This is a genomic window from Salinicola salarius, from assembly GCF_003206135.1.
GTDB classification, from domain to species: Bacteria; Pseudomonadota; Gammaproteobacteria; order Pseudomonadales; family Halomonadaceae; genus Salinicola; species Salinicola salarius.
This window is the reverse complement of the sequence record NZ_PZJT01000014.1, coordinates 1-16,410: the sequence shown is the minus strand read 5'-3', so window position 1 is coordinate 16,410 and position 16,410 is coordinate 1. Positions and strand designations below refer to the sequence as shown.

Sequence of the window (16,410 nt, the reverse complement as noted above, 5' to 3'; positions counted from 1 at the left end):
GAATCGCCCTTTTGTCAGGATATCGACAGCATGCAGGATTTCTTGATCGTGGGCGGCGGGGTCATCGGCATGATGACGGCGCTGCAGTTGGCGGATGCGGGTCATTCGGTGGCGCTGGTCGAGCGTGGCCAGTGCGGTAGGGAGGCCTCCTGGGCGGGTGGTGGCATCGTCTCGCCGCTCTATCCGTGGCGTTACTCGAAAGCGATCTCGGCGTTGTCGAGCTGGTCCGAAGGGCGCTATCCGGAGCTGGCCGGCCGGCTGCTCGAGGAAACCGGCATCGATCCCGAATATCGCCAGAAAGGCCTGCTCTATCTGCGGGTCGAGGATGTCGATGTCGCGCTCGCCTGGGCGCGGGAGGTGGCCAAGCCGCTGAACCGCATCGACGCTGACACGCTCTACGCCAAGGAGCCCAACGCCGCGCCGGGCTTCGATAGTGCATTATGGATGCCGACGCTCGGCAGCATTCGCAACCCGCGGCTGGGCCAGGCGCTGCGTGCGCGTCTGTTGCAGATGCCGGGGGTGGGCCTGCACGAGCAGTGCGAGGTCTCGGCGCTGATTCGTGAAGGGGCGGCCATTCGCGGCGTGGCGACGTCGCAGGGTGCGATCCGGGCGGGCCAGACCGTCGTCTGCGCCGGTGCCTGGTCGCAAGGGTTGCTGGCAAGTATCGGCATCGAACTGCCGGTTCGGCCGGTCAAAGGGCAGATGATTCTGTTCAAGGCGCCGCCGGGGCTGGTCGAGCGGGTCGTTCTCAAGGATGGGCGTTATGTCATTCCCCGCGGTGATGGCCGGGTGCTGGCGGGCTCGACGCTGGAGGAGGTCGGCTTCGACAAGCAGACGACCCGTGAGGCCCGCGACTCGCTGCATGCCAGCGCGCTCTCCATCGTGCCCGCGCTGGCCGAGTGTCCGGTGGAGCACCATTGGGCGGGGCTGCGGCCGGGTTCGCCGGATGGAGTGCCGATGATCGGTACAGTGCCAACGTTCGAGGGGCTTCACGTCAACGCCGGCCACTATCGCAATGGGCTGGTTCTGGCACCGGCTGCCACGCGGCTGCTGGTCGATCAGTTGATCGGCTGCGAGCCCATCGTCGACCCTTCCCCCTATCTGCCCGGCTCGCGCCTCCTCGGCTCCGATGTGTCGGTTCGTTGAGCATGGGCGGGTTTTGCCTCCGTGGATGGCATGCGCGAAAATGGCGGAAAGCGCTGTCGTGGCAACGGTTTTCTGTTCGATAGCGATCCGAGCGCCAGGCGCGCCGTCACTCGTCGGAGGGCTCTCGATCGGGAGACGTCTTCGATATCGAGAATCCCATCTGTTTGGAGAAATGTAGACCGATGCAAGATCTGACCCTGGTGATGGCGCAGCTGGACCCGCTGGTGGGCGATATCGCCGGCAATACCGCGGCAGCCATCGAAGCGGTACGCGAGGCGCGACTCGAGCACGGCGCGGATGTGGTCGTGTTCAGCGAGCTGTTCCTGACCGGTTACCCGCCGGAGGATCTACTGCTGCGCGAGGCGATGGAATCGCGCCTGCAGGAGGCGTTGGCGGAGATGGCCCGCAAGATCGACAGGATCGCGCCGGAGACGCTGGTCATCATCGGCTATCCGGGCATGCGCCAGGGCGCGCGCCGCAATCTGGCCGGCGTATTGCTGGGTGGCCAGTGGCGCGGCGAGTATGCCAAGCAGGCGCTGCCCAACTATCAGGTTTTCGACGAAGATCGTTATTTCGAACCTGGAAGCGAGCCGCTGGTGATAGAACATCGGGGCGCCAGACTCGGTATCCTGATCTGTGAGGATCTCTGGGATGGCGCGCCAGTGCGTCGGTCCGCCGAGGCCGGCGCCGACATTCTGGTGACGCTCAACGCGTCGCCGTTCCATCTCGACAAGCCTGCCGAGCGCGAGCGCCTGTTTGCCGAGCGCGCACGGGAAGTCGACAGACCGCTGGTGTACGTCAATGCCATCGGCGGCCAGGACGAGCTGGTGTTCGACGGCGGCTCGCTGGTGCTGGACGCTGCCGGTGACGTCGCCGTGCGCGCGCCATTCTGGCAGGTCGGGCTGATGCCGGTCCGGTTCACCCGGGAGGGCGGCAGCTGGATTCCTCAGGCGGGGGAGCGCGAGCCGCTGCTTGGGGCCGAGGAGAATCTCTACTGCGCGCTGGTCACCGGGCTTCGCGACTACGTCAACAAGAGCGGCTTCAAGGGCGTGGTGATGGGGCTTTCCGGCGGTATCGATTCGTCGCTGTCGCTGGCCATTGCGGTTGATGCGCTGGGGCCGGATCGGGTCCATGCCGTGATGATGCCTTATCACTACACCGCCGAGATCTCCCAGGCCGACGCGGCCGAACAGGCGAAGATGCTGGGTGTCGGTTATGAGGTGATGCCGATTGCGCCGATGGTCGAGGCTTTCAGCGCAACGCTTGCCGAGAGCTTCGAAGGGCTGGCGGCCGATACCACGGAGGAGAATCTGCAGTCTCGCGTGCGCGGTGTGCTGCTGATGGCGATCTCGAACAAGAAGGGGTTGATGGTCCAGACCACCGGCAACAAGAGCGAGATGGCGGTGGGCTACGCCACGCTCTACGGCGACATGGTCGGTGGCTACAACGCGCTCAAGGACGTCTACAAGACCTGGGTCTATCGCCTGGCCAACTGGCGCAACGCCCAGGAGCCGGCGATCCCCGAGCGGGTGATCACGCGGCCGCCCTCCGCCGAGCTGGCGCCGGATCAGCAGGACAGCGACTCGTTGCCCGGTTACGACGTGCTGGATGCAATTCTCGAACGTTACATCGAAGGCGACATGAGCGCCGAGGCGATCATCGAGGCAGGATTCGAGCGCGACGACGTCTATCAGGTGGTCAAGCTGGTCGATCGCAGCGAATACAAGCGACGACAGGCGCCGGTAGGTGTGAGGGTGACGCTCAGAGGATTCGGACGCGACCGGCGCTATCCCATCGTCAACGGGTGGAAGCCGGGAAACTAGCTACGGGCTACGGTCTATGAAGAAAGCCAGCGACGTTCATCGCTGACTTTCTTCTTTACGGTAAACCGCAATGCTGGTTTTCGCAGCTCGCAGCTCGCAGCTCGCAGCTCGCAGCTTCAGCCCTTGAGCGCCAGCGGCGGATCGACATCGACGTGCTTGGGCACGAAGGTGTCGCCATCGAGCTGGCTGTTGTCGGGGTCGTTCTCGATCAGTGTCTGAAGTACGGTCTGCGCGCGATCCCGCATGTTCAGGCCGAGATAGCCCTCGACCATGACCGCCAGGGCATCGCGGGTGGCTTCGGCTTTCGGATAATGCTCGATGACCCAGCGGCCGCGTTCGACGGCCGCGACGTAGGCGCCCTTGCGCAGATAGAAGTCGGCAACCTGCAACTCGTGACGTGCCATGACGTTGCGCAGATAGATGATGCGCTGACGGGCATCCGGCGCGTAGGCGCTGTCGGGGAAGCGGCGTACCAGTTCGCCGAAGTCGACGTAGGCATCGCGGGACGCGCCCAGGTCACGCTTGGAGATATCGATCAGCTCTAGGCTTTCGAGGCTGAAGCGCCCCGCCTGATAGGCACCGAGACCGCGCATGTAGTAGGCGTAGTCGACCTGCGGATGATCGGGATGAAGGCGGATGAATCGGCTGGCAGCGGCCCGGGTCTTCTCCCAGTCCTCGACTTCGTAATAGGCGTAGATCAGTTCCAGCTGGGCCTGCTCGGCATAGCGACCGAACGGGAAGCGGGTATCCAGAGCCTCCAACTGGGTAACGGCGGTGCTGTAACGGCCGGCGTCGAGGGAACTCTGGGCTTGCTGGTACAGTTCCTGCTCCTGCAGGTCGGGGGCCGGCTCGTTGCTGGCACAGCCAGCGAGCAGGGCGCCTGCCACCAACATGGCAGCCAGAGCAGAACATCGCGCAGAAAATCGCATCATCATCCTCGTATCAACCATTCCTTGGCGGCCGTGCTAGAATCCGCCGAATCCGACCCACTATAAAGCAAACCCTTGTACCGACGAAACGCGCCGACGAAACGCAGCGGCGAAACGTACCGGCGAAACGGAACCGATCCCCACGTATGGCCGATATCTTGAAGCGTGACGAGCGCATACCCGAGCATTTGGCCGGGCGACGTCTTGACCAGACCGCAGCCGAAATGTTCCCCGAATTCTCGCGAGAACGCCTCAAGGGGTGGATTCAGCAGGGGGAATTGACAGTCGATGGGCAAAAGGCCAGACCCAAGGATAAGGTGATCGGTGGCGAGCGGCTAGCGCTCGATACCCGGCTCGAAGAGGAAGTCCGGTGGGAGCCTCAGGCGATTCCGCTGTCCATCGTCTTCGAGGATGACGATGTCATGGTCATCGACAAGCCTGCCGGCCTGGTGGTGCACCCCGCTGCCGGCAACCCCGATGGCACGCTGCTCAACGCGCTGCTGTACCACCATGCGCCGCTGGCGGCGATTCCCCGGGCGGGGATCGTCCACCGTCTCGACAAGGACACCACCGGCCTGATGATGGTGGCGAAGACGCTGACGGCGCAGACGGCTCTGGTGGCTCAGTTGCAGGCACGAACCGTCTCGCGGGAATACGATGCCATCGTGGTCGGCGCAATGACCGCGGGCGGCAAGGTGGATGCACCGATCGGCCGTCACCCCAAGGACCGCCAGCGTCAGGCGGTCACGGCCTCGGGCAAGCCGGCGGTCACGCATTATCGGGTCAACGAGCGCTTTCGTGCCCATACCCATGTTCGCTGCCGGCTCGAGACCGGGCGGACGCATCAGATCCGCGTGCATCTGGCGCACGTTCGCTATCCGCTGGTCGGTGATCCGGTATACGGCGGGCGGCTGAAAATGCCGGCCGGTGCCGGTGAATCACTGAAGACGCTGCTGAGGGAATTTCCGCGCCAGGCGCTGCATGCCCACAAGCTGCGCTTCGAGCATCCGGTCAGCGGGGCGCCGATCGAGTGCAAGGCGCCGCTGCCGGACGACATGTTTCTACTGCTGGACGCGCTGCGCGAGGATCAGGAGTCCGATTGATGAGTTCCGAACATGATTCGTCGATACTGGCGAACGAACCCGAGACATCGTCGGTAGACGCGCCGACCCTGCTGCTGCCCGACTGGCCCGCGCCGAGCACGGTCGGAGCCTTCGTCACCACGCGCGAAACCGGCCCCAGCCGGGGCGATTTCGCGGCGTTCAATCCGGCGGCTCACGTTGGCGACGATCCCGATACCGTGGTTCGCTGCCGGGATCGGCTGGTGACCGAAATCGGCGACCAGCGGCCGCTGCTGTGGCTCGATCAGGTGCATGGCGCCCGCGTCGTCCAGCACTATCAGTCGCGTTATCGCCGGCAGCCGCCGCAAGCCGACGCCTCGGTGGCATTCGACCGTCGCCATGCCTGCGTCATTCTCACCGCGGACTGTCTGCCGGTCTTTTTCTGCGATCGGCAGGGAACGCGTGTCGGCTTGGCTCATGCCGGGTGGCGCGGTCTTGCTGGCGGTGTGCTGGAAGCCAGCGTGGCAGCGCTGGGTGTCGACCCCGAAGAGCTGATGGTGTGGATGGGGCCGGCAATCTCCAACGCCCAGTTCGAGGTCGGGCCGGAAGTCTTCGAAGCCTTCGTCGCCATGCAGCCCGATGCCGAGAGTGCGTTCGAGCGCAGCCCCTATCGCCTGAACCATTACATGGCGGATCTCTATCGGCTCGCCCGGCTTCGCCTGGAGCGCATCGGCGTTTTCTCGATCAGCGGCGGCCATTTCTGCACGGCGTGCGAATCCCGTTTCTACTCCCATCGCCGCGATGATGGGCATACCGGGCGAATGGCCAGCGTGATCTGGCTGCGCTGACGACCGCTTTGGTGTCTGAGTTCGACTTTTCACCGTCAGCCTGCTCTCCAGCTCCAGCTCCAGCTCCAGCTTTCTACCATTGAATGCTCTTCGCTGAATCTTCGTGATGTTCAGCGCCGTCCGGCGGCGCAAGTCTGCTACCGCCAGCGACTTTTCACGTCTGTGGTCGGCTTCCTGAATGCAATTCTCATGCGACAGCCTGCCGCAGCGAATTCTTCATTCGACTCGCTTGAAAAGTCCAAACATACCGCCATCTTATAGTCAACCGATGAAAACGACGAGCCGCCAAGACCCCTTGCGCCGGCTTCTGGAGGTGACGATATGCGTATGGATCGCATGACAACCAAGCTACAAAATGCGCTGGCCGAGGCACAATCGCTGGCGGTAGGACGCGGACACAATCAACTCGATCCCGGCCATCTGCTGATGGCCTTGCTCGATATGCGCGACAGCGGCATCAAGGGGCTGGTGCAAAAAGCCGGTGGCGATGTCAGTCGATTGCGGGAAGGACTAGTCGGCTATCTCGGCAATCTCCCCGAGGTAGGTCAGTTCGATGGCAACGTCAGCATGAGCCAGGATCTGGCGCGGCTGTTCAACCTTGCCGATCGCGAGGCCCAGACCCGTGGCGATCAGTACATCGCCATCGAACTGGTACTGCTTGCCGCGCTGGACATGAAGAACGGGCTTACCAAGGTGCTGGCCCAGGCGGGGCTGGATCGCAAGCGTCTCGCGACCGCGATCGGCGAGCTGCGCGGCGGCGCCAATGTCGATGACGCCAACGCCGAGGAGAAGCGCGAGGCGCTGGAGAAATACACCCTCGACCTGACCGCCCGGGCCACCGAAGGCAAGCTCGATCCGGTGATCGGCCGGGATGATGAAATCCGGCGCACGATTCAGGTACTGCAGCGCCGTATCAAGAACAACCCGGTCTTGATCGGCGAGCCCGGCGTGGGCAAGACGGCCATCGTTGAAGGACTGGCGCAGCGCATCGTCAACGGTGAGGTGCCCGAGGGGCTGAAAGAGAAGCGAGTGCTATCGCTCGACATGGGCTCGCTGCTGGCGGGCGCCAAGTTCCGTGGCGAGTTCGAGGAACGGTTGAAATCGGTGCTCAACGAACTGGCGAAGGAAGAAGGGCGCGTCATTCTGTTCATCGACGAGCTGCACACCATGGTCGGCGCCGGCAAGGCCGAAGGTGCGATGGATGCCGGCAACATGCTCAAGCCGGCGCTGGCCCGGGGCGAGTTGCACTGCGTCGGCGCGACCACGCTCGACGAGTATCGCCAGTACATCGAGAAGGATGCGGCGCTGGAACGCCGCTTCCAGAAGGTGCTGGTGGACGAGCCGTCCGAGGAGGACACCATCGCCATTCTGCGGGGGCTCAAGGAACGCTACGAGGTTCACCACGGTGTCGATATCACCGACTCGGCGATCATCGCCGCGGCCAAGCTGTCGACTCGCTACATCACCGATCGTCAACTGCCCGACAAGGCGATCGACCTGATCGACGAAGCCGCTTCGCGGATCCGCATGGAGCTCGACTCCAAGCCGGAAGAGATGGATCGCCTCGACCGGCGTCTCATTCAGCTCAAGATGGAGCGCGAGGCGCTGAAGAAGGAGACCGACGAGGCGTCCAAGAAGCGCCTCGACAATCTCGAGACCCAGATCGGCGAACTTGAACGCGAATACGCCGACCTCGAGGAGGTGTGGAAGGCCGAGAAAGCGAGTATCCAGGGAGCGGCGCAGTACAAGGCCGATCTCGAGCAGGCGCGCATCGACCTCGAAGCGGCCCGGCGTCAGGGTGATCTGGGACGAATGTCGGAACTGCAGTACGGCGTGATTCCCAGGCTCGAGCAGCAGATCACCGATAGCAGCGATAGCGCCAGCGCCGATACTGCGCAACACCAGCTGTTGCGCTCCAACGTGACCGAGGAGGAGATTGCCGAGGTCGTCTCGCGCTGGACCGGGATCCCGGTGGCCAAGATGCTCGAAGGCGAGCGCGACAAGCTGCTGCGCATGGAAGAGGCGCTGCACGAGCGGGTCATCGGCCAGGACGAAGCGGTCAGGGCGGTGGCCAACGCGGTACGCCGTTCCCGCGCCGGGCTGTCGGATCCGAATCGGCCCAACGGCTCGTTCCTGTTCCTCGGCCCGACCGGGGTGGGCAAGACCGAGCTTTGCAAGTCGCTGGCCAACTTCCTGTTCGACACCGAGGAGTCGATGGTGCGAATCGACATGTCCGAGTTCATGGAGAAGCACTCCGTGGCCCGGCTGATCGGCGCGCCTCCCGGCTATGTTGGTTACGAAGAGGGCGGTTATCTGACCGAGGCCGTCCGCCGCAAGCCCTATTCGGTACTGCTGCTCGACGAGGTCGAGAAGGCGCATCCGGATGTGTTCAACATCCTGCTGCAGGTGCTGGAAGACGGCCGCCTGACCGATGGCCAGGGGCGCACGGTGGATTTCCGCAATACCGTGATCGTGATGACCTCCAACCTGGGCTCCGACGTGATCCAGCGCATGGGCGGCGATGATAGCGACTACTCCGCCATGCGCGACGCGGTGATGGCGGTGGTGGGCAACCACTTCCGGCCCGAGTTGATCAACCGTATCGACGAGGTCGTGGTATTCCACGCGCTGGGTCAGGAGCAGATTCAGGCGATTGCCTCGATCCAGCTCGACCGCCTGCGCAGCCGCCTCGCCGAGCGCGACCTCAAGCTCGCTGTCAGCGACGAGGCGATGGCCCAACTGGCGGTGGTCGGCTTCGACCCGGTGTTCGGTGCGCGTCCGCTCAAGCGGGCAATCCAGAGTCGGATCGAGAACCCGCTGGCGCAGGATCTGCTGTCGGGCCGATTCCTGCCGGGCGACACGATCCGCGTTCGCGCCGAGGGCGACCATCTGGCCTTCGACAAGTAACGACTCGGCCCGGCGGTGCCGCCGGGCCGATCGGCTCTGTCTTTCCAAGACAAACGGTCTTTGCAAGAGAAACAGTCTTTCCAAGACAAACGGTCGCGTCCTGACCGTCTTCCCGCCCGTGGCGCTCGATGTCACGGGCTTTTTTACGTTCGAGACTCCCCTCTCGGCGATAGCTTCTGCTGCAGTTTCTCCAGCGAGACGCCCTTGGTCTCCGGCATCAGGAACGCGACGAAGACGATCTGCAGCACCATCATGAAAGCGAAGAAGGCGAACACCGGTCCGCCGTTGAACACGCTCAGAACCCACGGCGTGACCAAGGTGATGACGGCGGCGAAGAACCAGTGCGTGAAACTGCCGAGCGACTGCCCGCGGGCCCGTTCGCGGTTGGGGAATATCTCCGAGATGAAGACCCAGATCACCGTGCCCTGGCTGATGCCATGGGCGGCGACGAACAGGCATAGCTGCAGCGGAATCAGCGCGCCGCCCAGGTTATCGGTGAAGAAGGCGTGGGAGATGATCGACAGCGAAATGATGTAGCCCACCGAGCCGATGTACATCAGCGTCCGCCGGCCGAATCGATCGATCAGCGACATGCCGATCATGGTGAAGATCACCATGATCAGTCCGATTCCCGCCGTCGAGAGCAGGGCGGCGTTATCTCCCAACTGGGCGGACTCGAGGATACGAGGCGCGTAGTAGAGCACGAAGTTGATGCCGGTGAACTGGTTGAAGAAGGCGATCAGAAATGCGAGCACGATGGGAAGGCGATAGCGGCGCGAGAAGAAGCGCGAATGCACCTTGCTGTCTTCGCGATCTGCCGCCTGGATCTCCTCGATCTGAGCCTGGTTGTCGCGGTGCGGATCGATCTGGTCCAGCACCTCGGCGGCAGCGCGGGTGTCGTTGCGGTTGAGGATCAGCCAGCGCGGGCTCTCCGGCACCTTGAGCAGCGCCAGCGTGTAGACCAGTGCAGGGATCGCCTCGATCCCGACCATCCAGCGCCAGGCATCGTCGCCGAGCAGACTGCCCAGAATGGCGTTGGAGACATAGGCCATGAAGATCCCGAACACGACGTTGAACTGGTAGAGGGCGACCAGGTTGCCACGCCGTTCGGCGGGCGCGATCTCGGAGATGTAGGCCGGCGCGGCAACCGAGGACATCCCCACCCCGAAGCCACCGATCAGGCGGAAGAACGAAAACCAGAACGGGTCGGTGGCCAGCGCCGACCCCACGGCGGAGACGAAGTAGAGCACGCCGATGATGAAGAGCGTGGTGCGTCGCCCCAGGCGATCGGTCGGCCAGTTGCCGAAGATCGCGCCGAGAACGGTGCCCCACAGCGCCATCGACATGATGAACAGCCCGTGCTGGAGATCGCTCAGCCCCCACAGCTCCTGGATGGGTTTGTCGGCGCCGGATATCACGGCGGTATCGAAGCCGAACAGAAAGCCTGCCATGGCCACGAACGCGGACCATTTCACGATGGGGGACATGCGCGTTACTCCCATGGGTCGTTTGTCTGCGAGTCATCGATCGGTATCCGAGCCGATAAGACAGGACTCGACACGGGTCTTCGGTTCAGTACAGCAGCGATGTCTCGTTGGCGCTGCGAAAAGCGAACCGACTTTAGTCGGCGTCATCCGAGAGGTTCGGGACTCGCCGTGTCCGGGGCGTGGTTGGCGGCGCTGAAGGTTGACAGCCTCGGGCCGCTGGTGGAATCTAGGCGGTTCCTGATTGCGGGCGCAGCCAAACTCCGGGTGATCCCCAGCCGCTGCGTGAAGGGTAGGTTCCGAGCGACCTCTACCCGCCTGTCGAAGGACATCTTTCTGAGGAAAGAAGGGCGCGGGCCAAACGCCTGTTCCCGCCAACCCCGATGCGGCGATCTGCCGTGTCAGGAGCTGTCGGCGCCGAGGCGCAGGCGGTTCCTATGAGTGCGGGTCCCCACCCCGGGCCCAGGACGCCAGGATATGGCATCAGGCGCTGACGGTTTCGGCTGTCGGCAGCGGCTTACCGCCGTGATTGAGCTTCGTTTCCGTGGATCGCGCCAATCGTTCACGGACCCGGTTTTGTGACCAGAACCGCGAAGCGGCACTCGAACTTCCAGGGGAGACTCACCAGTGGAATTACTTTCCGGCGCCGATATGATCGCCCGCTTTCTGAAAGACGAAGGCGTCGAGCGTATCTATGGCTATCCGGGTGGCGCGGCATTGCACATCTACGATGCCCTGTTCCGCCAGGATAGCGTTCAACACATTCTCGTTCGTCACGAGCAGGCCGCGACCCACGCCGCCGATGGCTACGCCCGCGCTTCCGGCAAGCCCGGCGTGGTGCTGGTCACCTCCGGCCCCGGTGCGACCAATGCCGTCACCGGCATCGCCACTGCCTACATGGATTCGATTCCGATGGTGGTGCTGTGCGGTCAGGTCGCCAGTCACCTGATCGGGGAAGACGCCTTCCAGGAAACCGATATCGTCGGTGTCACCCGGCCGGTAGTGAAGCACAGCTTCTCGATCCGCCATCCCAGCGAGATCCCTGAAGTCCTGAAAAAGGCGTTCTACCTGGCTTCGACCGGCCGCCCCGGCCCGGTGGTGGTGGATATTCCCAAGGACATGACCGCGCCCACCGAGCGCTACGAATACGTCTATCCGAAGAAGGTCAAGATTCGTTCCTACAACCCGGTGACGCGCGGGCATAGCGGCCAGATCAAGAAGGCCGTCGACATGATGCTCAAGGCGCGTCGTCCGGTGTTCTATACCGGCGGCGGCATCGTCACCGGGCGAGCCTCGGAGGCGTTGACCGATCTGGTCCAGCGGCTCGGCTTCCCGATCACCACCACGCTGATGGGCATCGGCGGTTATCCGCAGGGCGACCGCCAGTCGCTGGGGTGGCTGGGGATGCACGGCAGCTATGAAGCCAACATGGCTATGCATCACGCGGATCTGATCGTTGCCATCGGCGCGCGCTTCGACGACCGTGTCACCAACAACACCTCGAAGTTCTGCCCCACGGCCAAGATCGTCCATGTCGACATCGACCCCAGCTCGATCTCCAAGACCGTGCGGGCGGACGTGCCGATCGTCGGTGCGGCGGGCAGCGTCATCAACGAGATGATCAGCCTGGTCCAGGACCGCGAGCCGGCCAATCCCGAGGCGCTGGGCGAATGGTGGAAAAGCATCGATGGCTGGCGGGCCGAGCGCAAGGGCAGGCTCTACGAACCTTCGAAGCCGGGCGAAGCGCTCAAGCCGCAAGAGGTGATCGAGGCGGTCTATCGGGCCACGCGCGGCGAGGCGTTCGTGACTACCGATGTGGGCCAGCATCAGATGTTCGCGGCGCAGTACTACAAGTTCGCCAAGCCCAACCGTTTCATCACCTCTGGCGGCCTCGGCACCATGGGCTTCGGTTTTCCGGCGGCGATGGGCGTCAAGCTCAGCTACCCGCAGGACGACGTGGTCTGCTTCACCGGTGAAGGCAGCTTCCAGATGATGATGCAGGAGCTGTCGACCTGTAAGCAGTTCGATGTCGGCGTCAAGATCGTCAATCTCAACAACCAGTCGCTGGGCATGGTGCGCCAGTGGCAGGACTTGAACTACAAGTCCCGTCACGCTCACTCCTACATGGAGTCGCTGCCGGATTTCGCCAAGCTGATCGAGGCCTACGGCTTCACCGCGATCAAGGTAACGACGCACGAAGAGCTGGCCCCGGCGCTGGAGCGTGCCTTCGCCGATACCAACGAGCTCGTGTTCCTCGATATCTACGTCGACCCATTCGAACACGTCTATCCGATGCAGGTGCCGTTGGGCTCCATGCGTGACATGCTGCTTTCGAAGACGGAGCGGACCTGATGCGCCATATCATCTCGATTCTGCTGGAAAACGAACCGGGCGCTCTGTCCCGCGTGGTGGGGCTGTTCTCCCAGCGCAACTTCAACATCGAAACCCTCAACGTGGCGCCGACGGAAGATCCGTCGCTGTCGCGGCTAACCGTGACCACGGTGGGCGACGACCGGGTGATCGAGCAGATCACCAAGCACCTCAACAAGCTGATCGACGTGGTCAAGCTGGTCGATCTGACCGAGGGCAACCACATCGAGCGCGAGCTGATGCTGGTCAAGGTCAAGGCGCTGGGGGCGGCCCGCGACGAGGTGAAGCGCACGGCGGACATCTTCCGGGCGCAGATCGTCGACGTCACGCCGAGCGTCTACACCGTGCAGATCACCGGCGATGCCGGTAAGCTGGATGCCTTCATCCAGGCGATGGCGCCGATCGGCATTCTGGAAGTGGCACGGACCGGCGTGTCGGGCATTGCTCGCGGAGACAAGCTGCTCACGTTGTAAGTGGCCAGCGGTAATTCGGCGCCCGGTAGGAGCGATCCTGTCGGGCGTTTTGCGTTTTTGCGTATTTAGCCTCTCCGGCGTGTCGGATCAGTTCGGCAACTGAGCCCACAGCGCCTCGATCAGCGCGCTCTTCAGGCGCCGCTTGAGCACGCACAGGCCGACGTCGTAGTGAGGGAGTTCCGGCTTGACCGGCAGGATCGTGATCCGGTCCAGCAAGGGGCTGTTGTCGAGCACGATGCGCGGCACGATGCCGACCCCGAATCCCAGTCCGACCATGCTGACGATCGCTTCGTTACCCGCCACCTGCGCATAGATTCGCGGGCTGATGCCCATCGCCCGAAACCAGGTATCGGCATGATCCCGCGACAGGCCGGATTCGGACAAAATCATCGGCACGCCTTTCCACTGCGAGGGCGTCGGCGTTTCCGGCGTGGCGGGCAGCCAGTCGGCGCCGTCACGGGGCGCGATGAACACCAGCGGCGAGGTCGCCAGTGGCTTGAATGCTAGGGCATCCGGCAGGCTGCGCGGGCGCGCGGTGATGGCGATGTCCTCGTTCTCGGCCTGCACGCGGGCAATGGCGTCCGCCGGGTCGCCGGTATGCAGCTTGATCTCGATACGCGGATGGCGCAGGCGGAACTGGCTCAGCAGGCGGTAGAGGAAGCTGTAGCTGGCGGTGACCGAGCAGTAGATGCTGATCTCGCCGGCCAGCTCGCGGGTTTCCGCCATCAGCGTGGCCTGCATCGCCTGCCACTGCTCCAGCGTCTCCCTGGCGTAGGAGTGAAACAGCTGTCCTTCTCGCGTCAGCGTGACATGGCGGTTGTCGCGCTCGAACAAGGTGACGCCGAGCGTCTCCTCGAGCTGGCGGATCGAGCGGCTCAGTGTCGACGGGCTGACATGGCAGGCATCGCTGGCCCGGCCGAAGTGCAGATGGTCGGCCAGGGCCAGAAACTGGGTGAGCGGACGGTAATCCATGGGCTTGTTTCGTTTCAGAAATTGAAATGTCGCGTTGCAAATATAGCGTTTTACGCAACAAGTTGCCTGGCTTATCGTGGCTCCAGGCTAAAACGAAGAGCGCCGCGCCAGACGACGCCAGTGGCCATCAACGCTGACAGATATTGAGTGACGACAGTTCCGGGCCAACGGCCCATCGATTTCCGGAGTACGACATGCACGTTTATTACGACAAGGATTGTGACCTTTCCCTGATCCAGGCCAAGCAGGTCACGATCGTCGGCTATGGCTCACAGGGCCACGCTCACGCCAACAACCTGAAAGAGTCCGGGGTCGACGTGACCGTCGGTCTGCGCAAGGGCTCTTCTTCGGCTGCCAAGGCCGAAAGCGCCGGTCTCAAGGTGGCCAGTGTCGCCGAAGCGTGCAAGACCGCCGATGTCGTCATGATCCTGGCTCCGGACGAGAACCAGAAGGTCATCTACGAGCAGGATATCGAGCCGAACCTGAAAGAGGGCGCCACCATCGCCTTCGCTCACGGCTTCAACATCCACTACAGCCAGGTCGAGCCGCGCGCCGATCTCGACGTCATCATGATCGCGCCCAAGGCGCCGGGTCATACCGTGCGTTCCGAGTTCGTCCGCGGCGGTGGCATCCCGGATCTGATCGCCATTCATCAGAATGCGTCCGGTCAGGCCAAGGAGATCGCGCTCTCCTACGCGGCGGCCATCGGCGGCGGTCGCAGCGGGATCATCGAAACCACCTTCAAGGACGAGACCGAAACCGACCTGTTCGGTGAGCAGGCGGTTCTCTGCGGCGGGGCGGTCGAACTGGTCAAGGCCGGCTTCGAAACGCTGACCGAGGCCGGTTACGCGCCGGAGATGGCCTACTTCGAGTGTCTGCACGAGCTCAAGCTGATCGTCGACCTGATGTACGAAGGCGGCATCGCCAACATGAACTACTCGATCTCCAACAACGCCGAGTACGGCGAGTACGTCACCGGCCGCGAGATCATCAACGACGAGTCGCGTGCCGCCATGCGCAAGGCGCTGCAGCGCATCCAGGACGGCGAGTACGCCAAGATGTTCATCGCCGAGGGCGCCTGCAACTACGCTTCGCTGAACGCACGCCGTCGCCAGACTGCCGAGCACCCGGTCGAGCAGGTTGGAGCCAAGCTGCGCGCGATGATGCCGTGGATCACCGCCAACCAGCTGGTCGACAAGAGCAAGAACTAAGACTCGACCCGCAGGTTTGGTTTCGACAGGGGCGCGACGATTGTCGCGCCCCTGTTCGTTTGGCCGAACCCATGACGTTTGCCAGGCGCTTTGCGCGAGCATCTGTCGAGATTCCCGCTAGGCTGTAGAATGGGCTGGCTATACATGCCCGAGCGCACTCGCCACTATAGGACTCGCTTCATGACGCAGGATGACCGCCACCACGAGCAAGAGCCCGAGACCATTACCATTGGTGCCACCTCTCCATTGTTCGACGACGAGGATGAAGTCATCGAGGAAACGGTGGAGAACGGCAAGCGGATACGCCGCCGAGGCATCTATCTGCTGCCTAACCTGTTCACGCTCTCGGCGCTGTTTGCTGGCTTCTACTCCATCGTGGCTGCCATCAACGGCGACTACGCCAAGGCCGCCATCGCGATCTTCGTTGCCATGGTGCTCGATGGGCTGGATGGACGCGTGGCGCGATTGACCAATACGCAGAGTGCCTTCGGTGCCGAGTTCGACAGCCTGGCCGACATGGTCTCGTTCGGTATGGCTCCGGCGCTGGTTGCGTTCACCTGGATATTGCAGGACATCGGCAAGATCGGCTGGATCGCAGCGTTCATCTTCGTTGCCGGTGCCGCGTTGCGCCTGGCCCGCTTCAACGTCCAGATCGGCAGTATCGACAAGAAATGGTTCGTCGGTTTGCCCAGCCCCTCGGCGGCGGCCATCGTGGCTGCCTGCGTGTGGGTCTTTCACACCTTCGACGCCGAGTCGCTGGGCTTCAAGGTGTTGATGACCGTCGTGGTTGCCGCTGCCGGGGTGCTGATGGTCAGCAACGTGCGCTATCACAGCTTCAAGGAGATCGATTTCAAGGGGCCGGTACCGTTCGTGTTCCTGTTGGCGATCGTGCTGTTGTTCGTGCTGATCTCCATCGAGCCTTCGGTGATGCTGCTGGCTCTGTTTGGCTGCTACGTCATTTCCGGCCCGATTCTGGCGCTGGGACGATTGAACAAGGGGCGTAGGGAGAAGCGCCGTAGCGAAGCCGGCGGTCAGAACTCGCAGGATGACTGAAAGCTGAATGTGGCCTCATGCCGCTGAAACGCCCGCCCCGCGCGGGCGTTGTCGTTTTTGCCGGGCACGGTTTTGACCGAATGCGCAAAAAGTGACAAACAACACTTGCCAAGCGGGTCGCTGGTCCGTAAAG

Annotated in this window: 12 protein-coding genes; 9 read left to right on the top strand and 3 right to left on the bottom strand. The window is 63.2% G+C overall.

Annotated features, from left to right (window positions below):
• Nucleotides 1–30 precede the first annotated feature (30 nt).
• The gene (gene thiO, locus DOM32_RS13375) at nucleotides 31–1,146 is read left to right on the top strand and encodes a glycine oxidase ThiO (protein ID WP_110635285.1); all 1,116 of its coding nucleotides are present in this window, start codon (nucleotides 31–33) and stop codon (nucleotides 1,144–1,146) included.
• Nucleotides 1,147–1,328: 182 nt separating this feature from the next.
• Nucleotides 1,329–2,969: an NAD+ synthase gene (locus DOM32_RS13370; RefSeq protein ID WP_071230769.1), complete on the top strand. Its 1,641-nt coding sequence runs from the start codon at nucleotides 1,329–1,331 to the stop codon at nucleotides 2,967–2,969.
• A 116-nt stretch (nucleotides 2,970–3,085) separates the two neighbouring features.
• Here the strand turns inward: DOM32_RS13370 and DOM32_RS13365 are convergent, their stop codons facing one another.
• Nucleotides 3,086–3,898, bottom strand: coding sequence for an outer membrane protein assembly factor BamD (locus DOM32_RS13365; protein ID WP_071230782.1), 813 nt, complete (start codon nucleotides 3,896–3,898; stop codon nucleotides 3,086–3,088).
• A 146-nt stretch (nucleotides 3,899–4,044) separates the two neighbouring features.
• Here DOM32_RS13365 and rluD point away from each other — a divergent pair, with 146 nt between their 5' ends.
• The 3 genes from rluD (at nucleotide 4,045) to clpB (ending at nucleotide 8,714) form a co-directional block, all read left to right on the top strand.
• On the top strand, nucleotides 4,045–5,001 hold the full coding sequence (gene rluD, locus DOM32_RS13360; RefSeq protein ID WP_110635282.1) for a 23S rRNA pseudouridine(1911/1915/1917) synthase RluD: 957 nt from the start codon (nucleotides 4,045–4,047) through the stop codon (nucleotides 4,999–5,001).
• Nucleotides 5,001–5,807, top strand: a complete 807-nt coding sequence (gene pgeF, locus DOM32_RS13355) for a peptidoglycan editing factor PgeF (protein WP_071230771.1) — start codon at nucleotides 5,001–5,003, stop codon at nucleotides 5,805–5,807. The genes rluD and pgeF overlap by 1 nt, the downstream gene beginning before the upstream one ends.
• A 321-nt stretch (nucleotides 5,808–6,128) precedes the next feature.
• On the top strand, nucleotides 6,129–8,714 hold the full coding sequence (gene clpB / locus DOM32_RS13350) for an ATP-dependent chaperone ClpB (RefSeq protein WP_110635279.1): 2,586 nt from the start codon (nucleotides 6,129–6,131) through the stop codon (nucleotides 8,712–8,714).
• Nucleotides 8,715–8,857: 143 nt separating this feature from the next.
• Here clpB and DOM32_RS13345 read toward each other — a convergent pair whose 3' ends face one another.
• Entirely contained in the window at nucleotides 8,858–10,201 is a 1,344-nt protein-coding gene (locus DOM32_RS13345; RefSeq protein ID WP_110635275.1) for a sugar porter family MFS transporter, read from the bottom strand.
• A 624-nt stretch (nucleotides 10,202–10,825) separates the two neighbouring features.
• Here DOM32_RS13345 and DOM32_RS13340 point away from each other — a divergent pair.
• Complete coding sequence (locus DOM32_RS13340) at nucleotides 10,826–12,550, top strand: acetolactate synthase 3 large subunit (protein ID WP_071230774.1); 1,725 nt, start codon at nucleotides 10,826–10,828, stop codon at nucleotides 12,548–12,550.
• On the top strand, nucleotides 12,550–13,041 hold the full coding sequence (ilvN, locus tag DOM32_RS13335) for an acetolactate synthase small subunit (protein ID WP_071230775.1): 492 nt from the start codon (nucleotides 12,550–12,552) through the stop codon (nucleotides 13,039–13,041). The genes DOM32_RS13340 and ilvN overlap by 1 nt, the downstream gene beginning before the upstream one ends.
• Before the next feature lie 87 nt (nucleotides 13,042–13,128).
• Here ilvN and ilvY read toward each other — a convergent pair whose 3' ends face one another.
• Entirely contained in the window at nucleotides 13,129–14,013 is an 885-nt protein-coding gene (ilvY, locus tag DOM32_RS13330) for an HTH-type transcriptional activator IlvY (RefSeq protein WP_071230776.1), read from the bottom strand.
• A gap of 194 nt (nucleotides 14,014–14,207) precedes the next feature.
• On the opposite strand from ilvY, the gene ilvC reads away from it, so the two are divergent.
• Together ilvC and pssA are read left to right on the top strand one after the other, a co-directional pair.
• Nucleotides 14,208–15,224 carry a ketol-acid reductoisomerase gene (gene ilvC / locus DOM32_RS13325; RefSeq protein WP_071230777.1) on the top strand — a complete coding sequence of 339 codons (1,017 nt, stop codon included), beginning with the start codon at nucleotides 14,208–14,210 and terminating at the stop codon, nucleotides 15,222–15,224.
• A gap of 180 nt (nucleotides 15,225–15,404) precedes the next feature.
• Nucleotides 15,405–16,277 carry a CDP-diacylglycerol--serine O-phosphatidyltransferase gene (pssA, locus tag DOM32_RS13320; RefSeq protein WP_071230778.1) on the top strand — a complete coding sequence of 291 codons (873 nt, stop codon included), beginning with the start codon at nucleotides 15,405–15,407 and terminating at the stop codon, nucleotides 16,275–16,277.
• Nucleotides 16,278–16,410 lie beyond the last annotated feature (133 nt).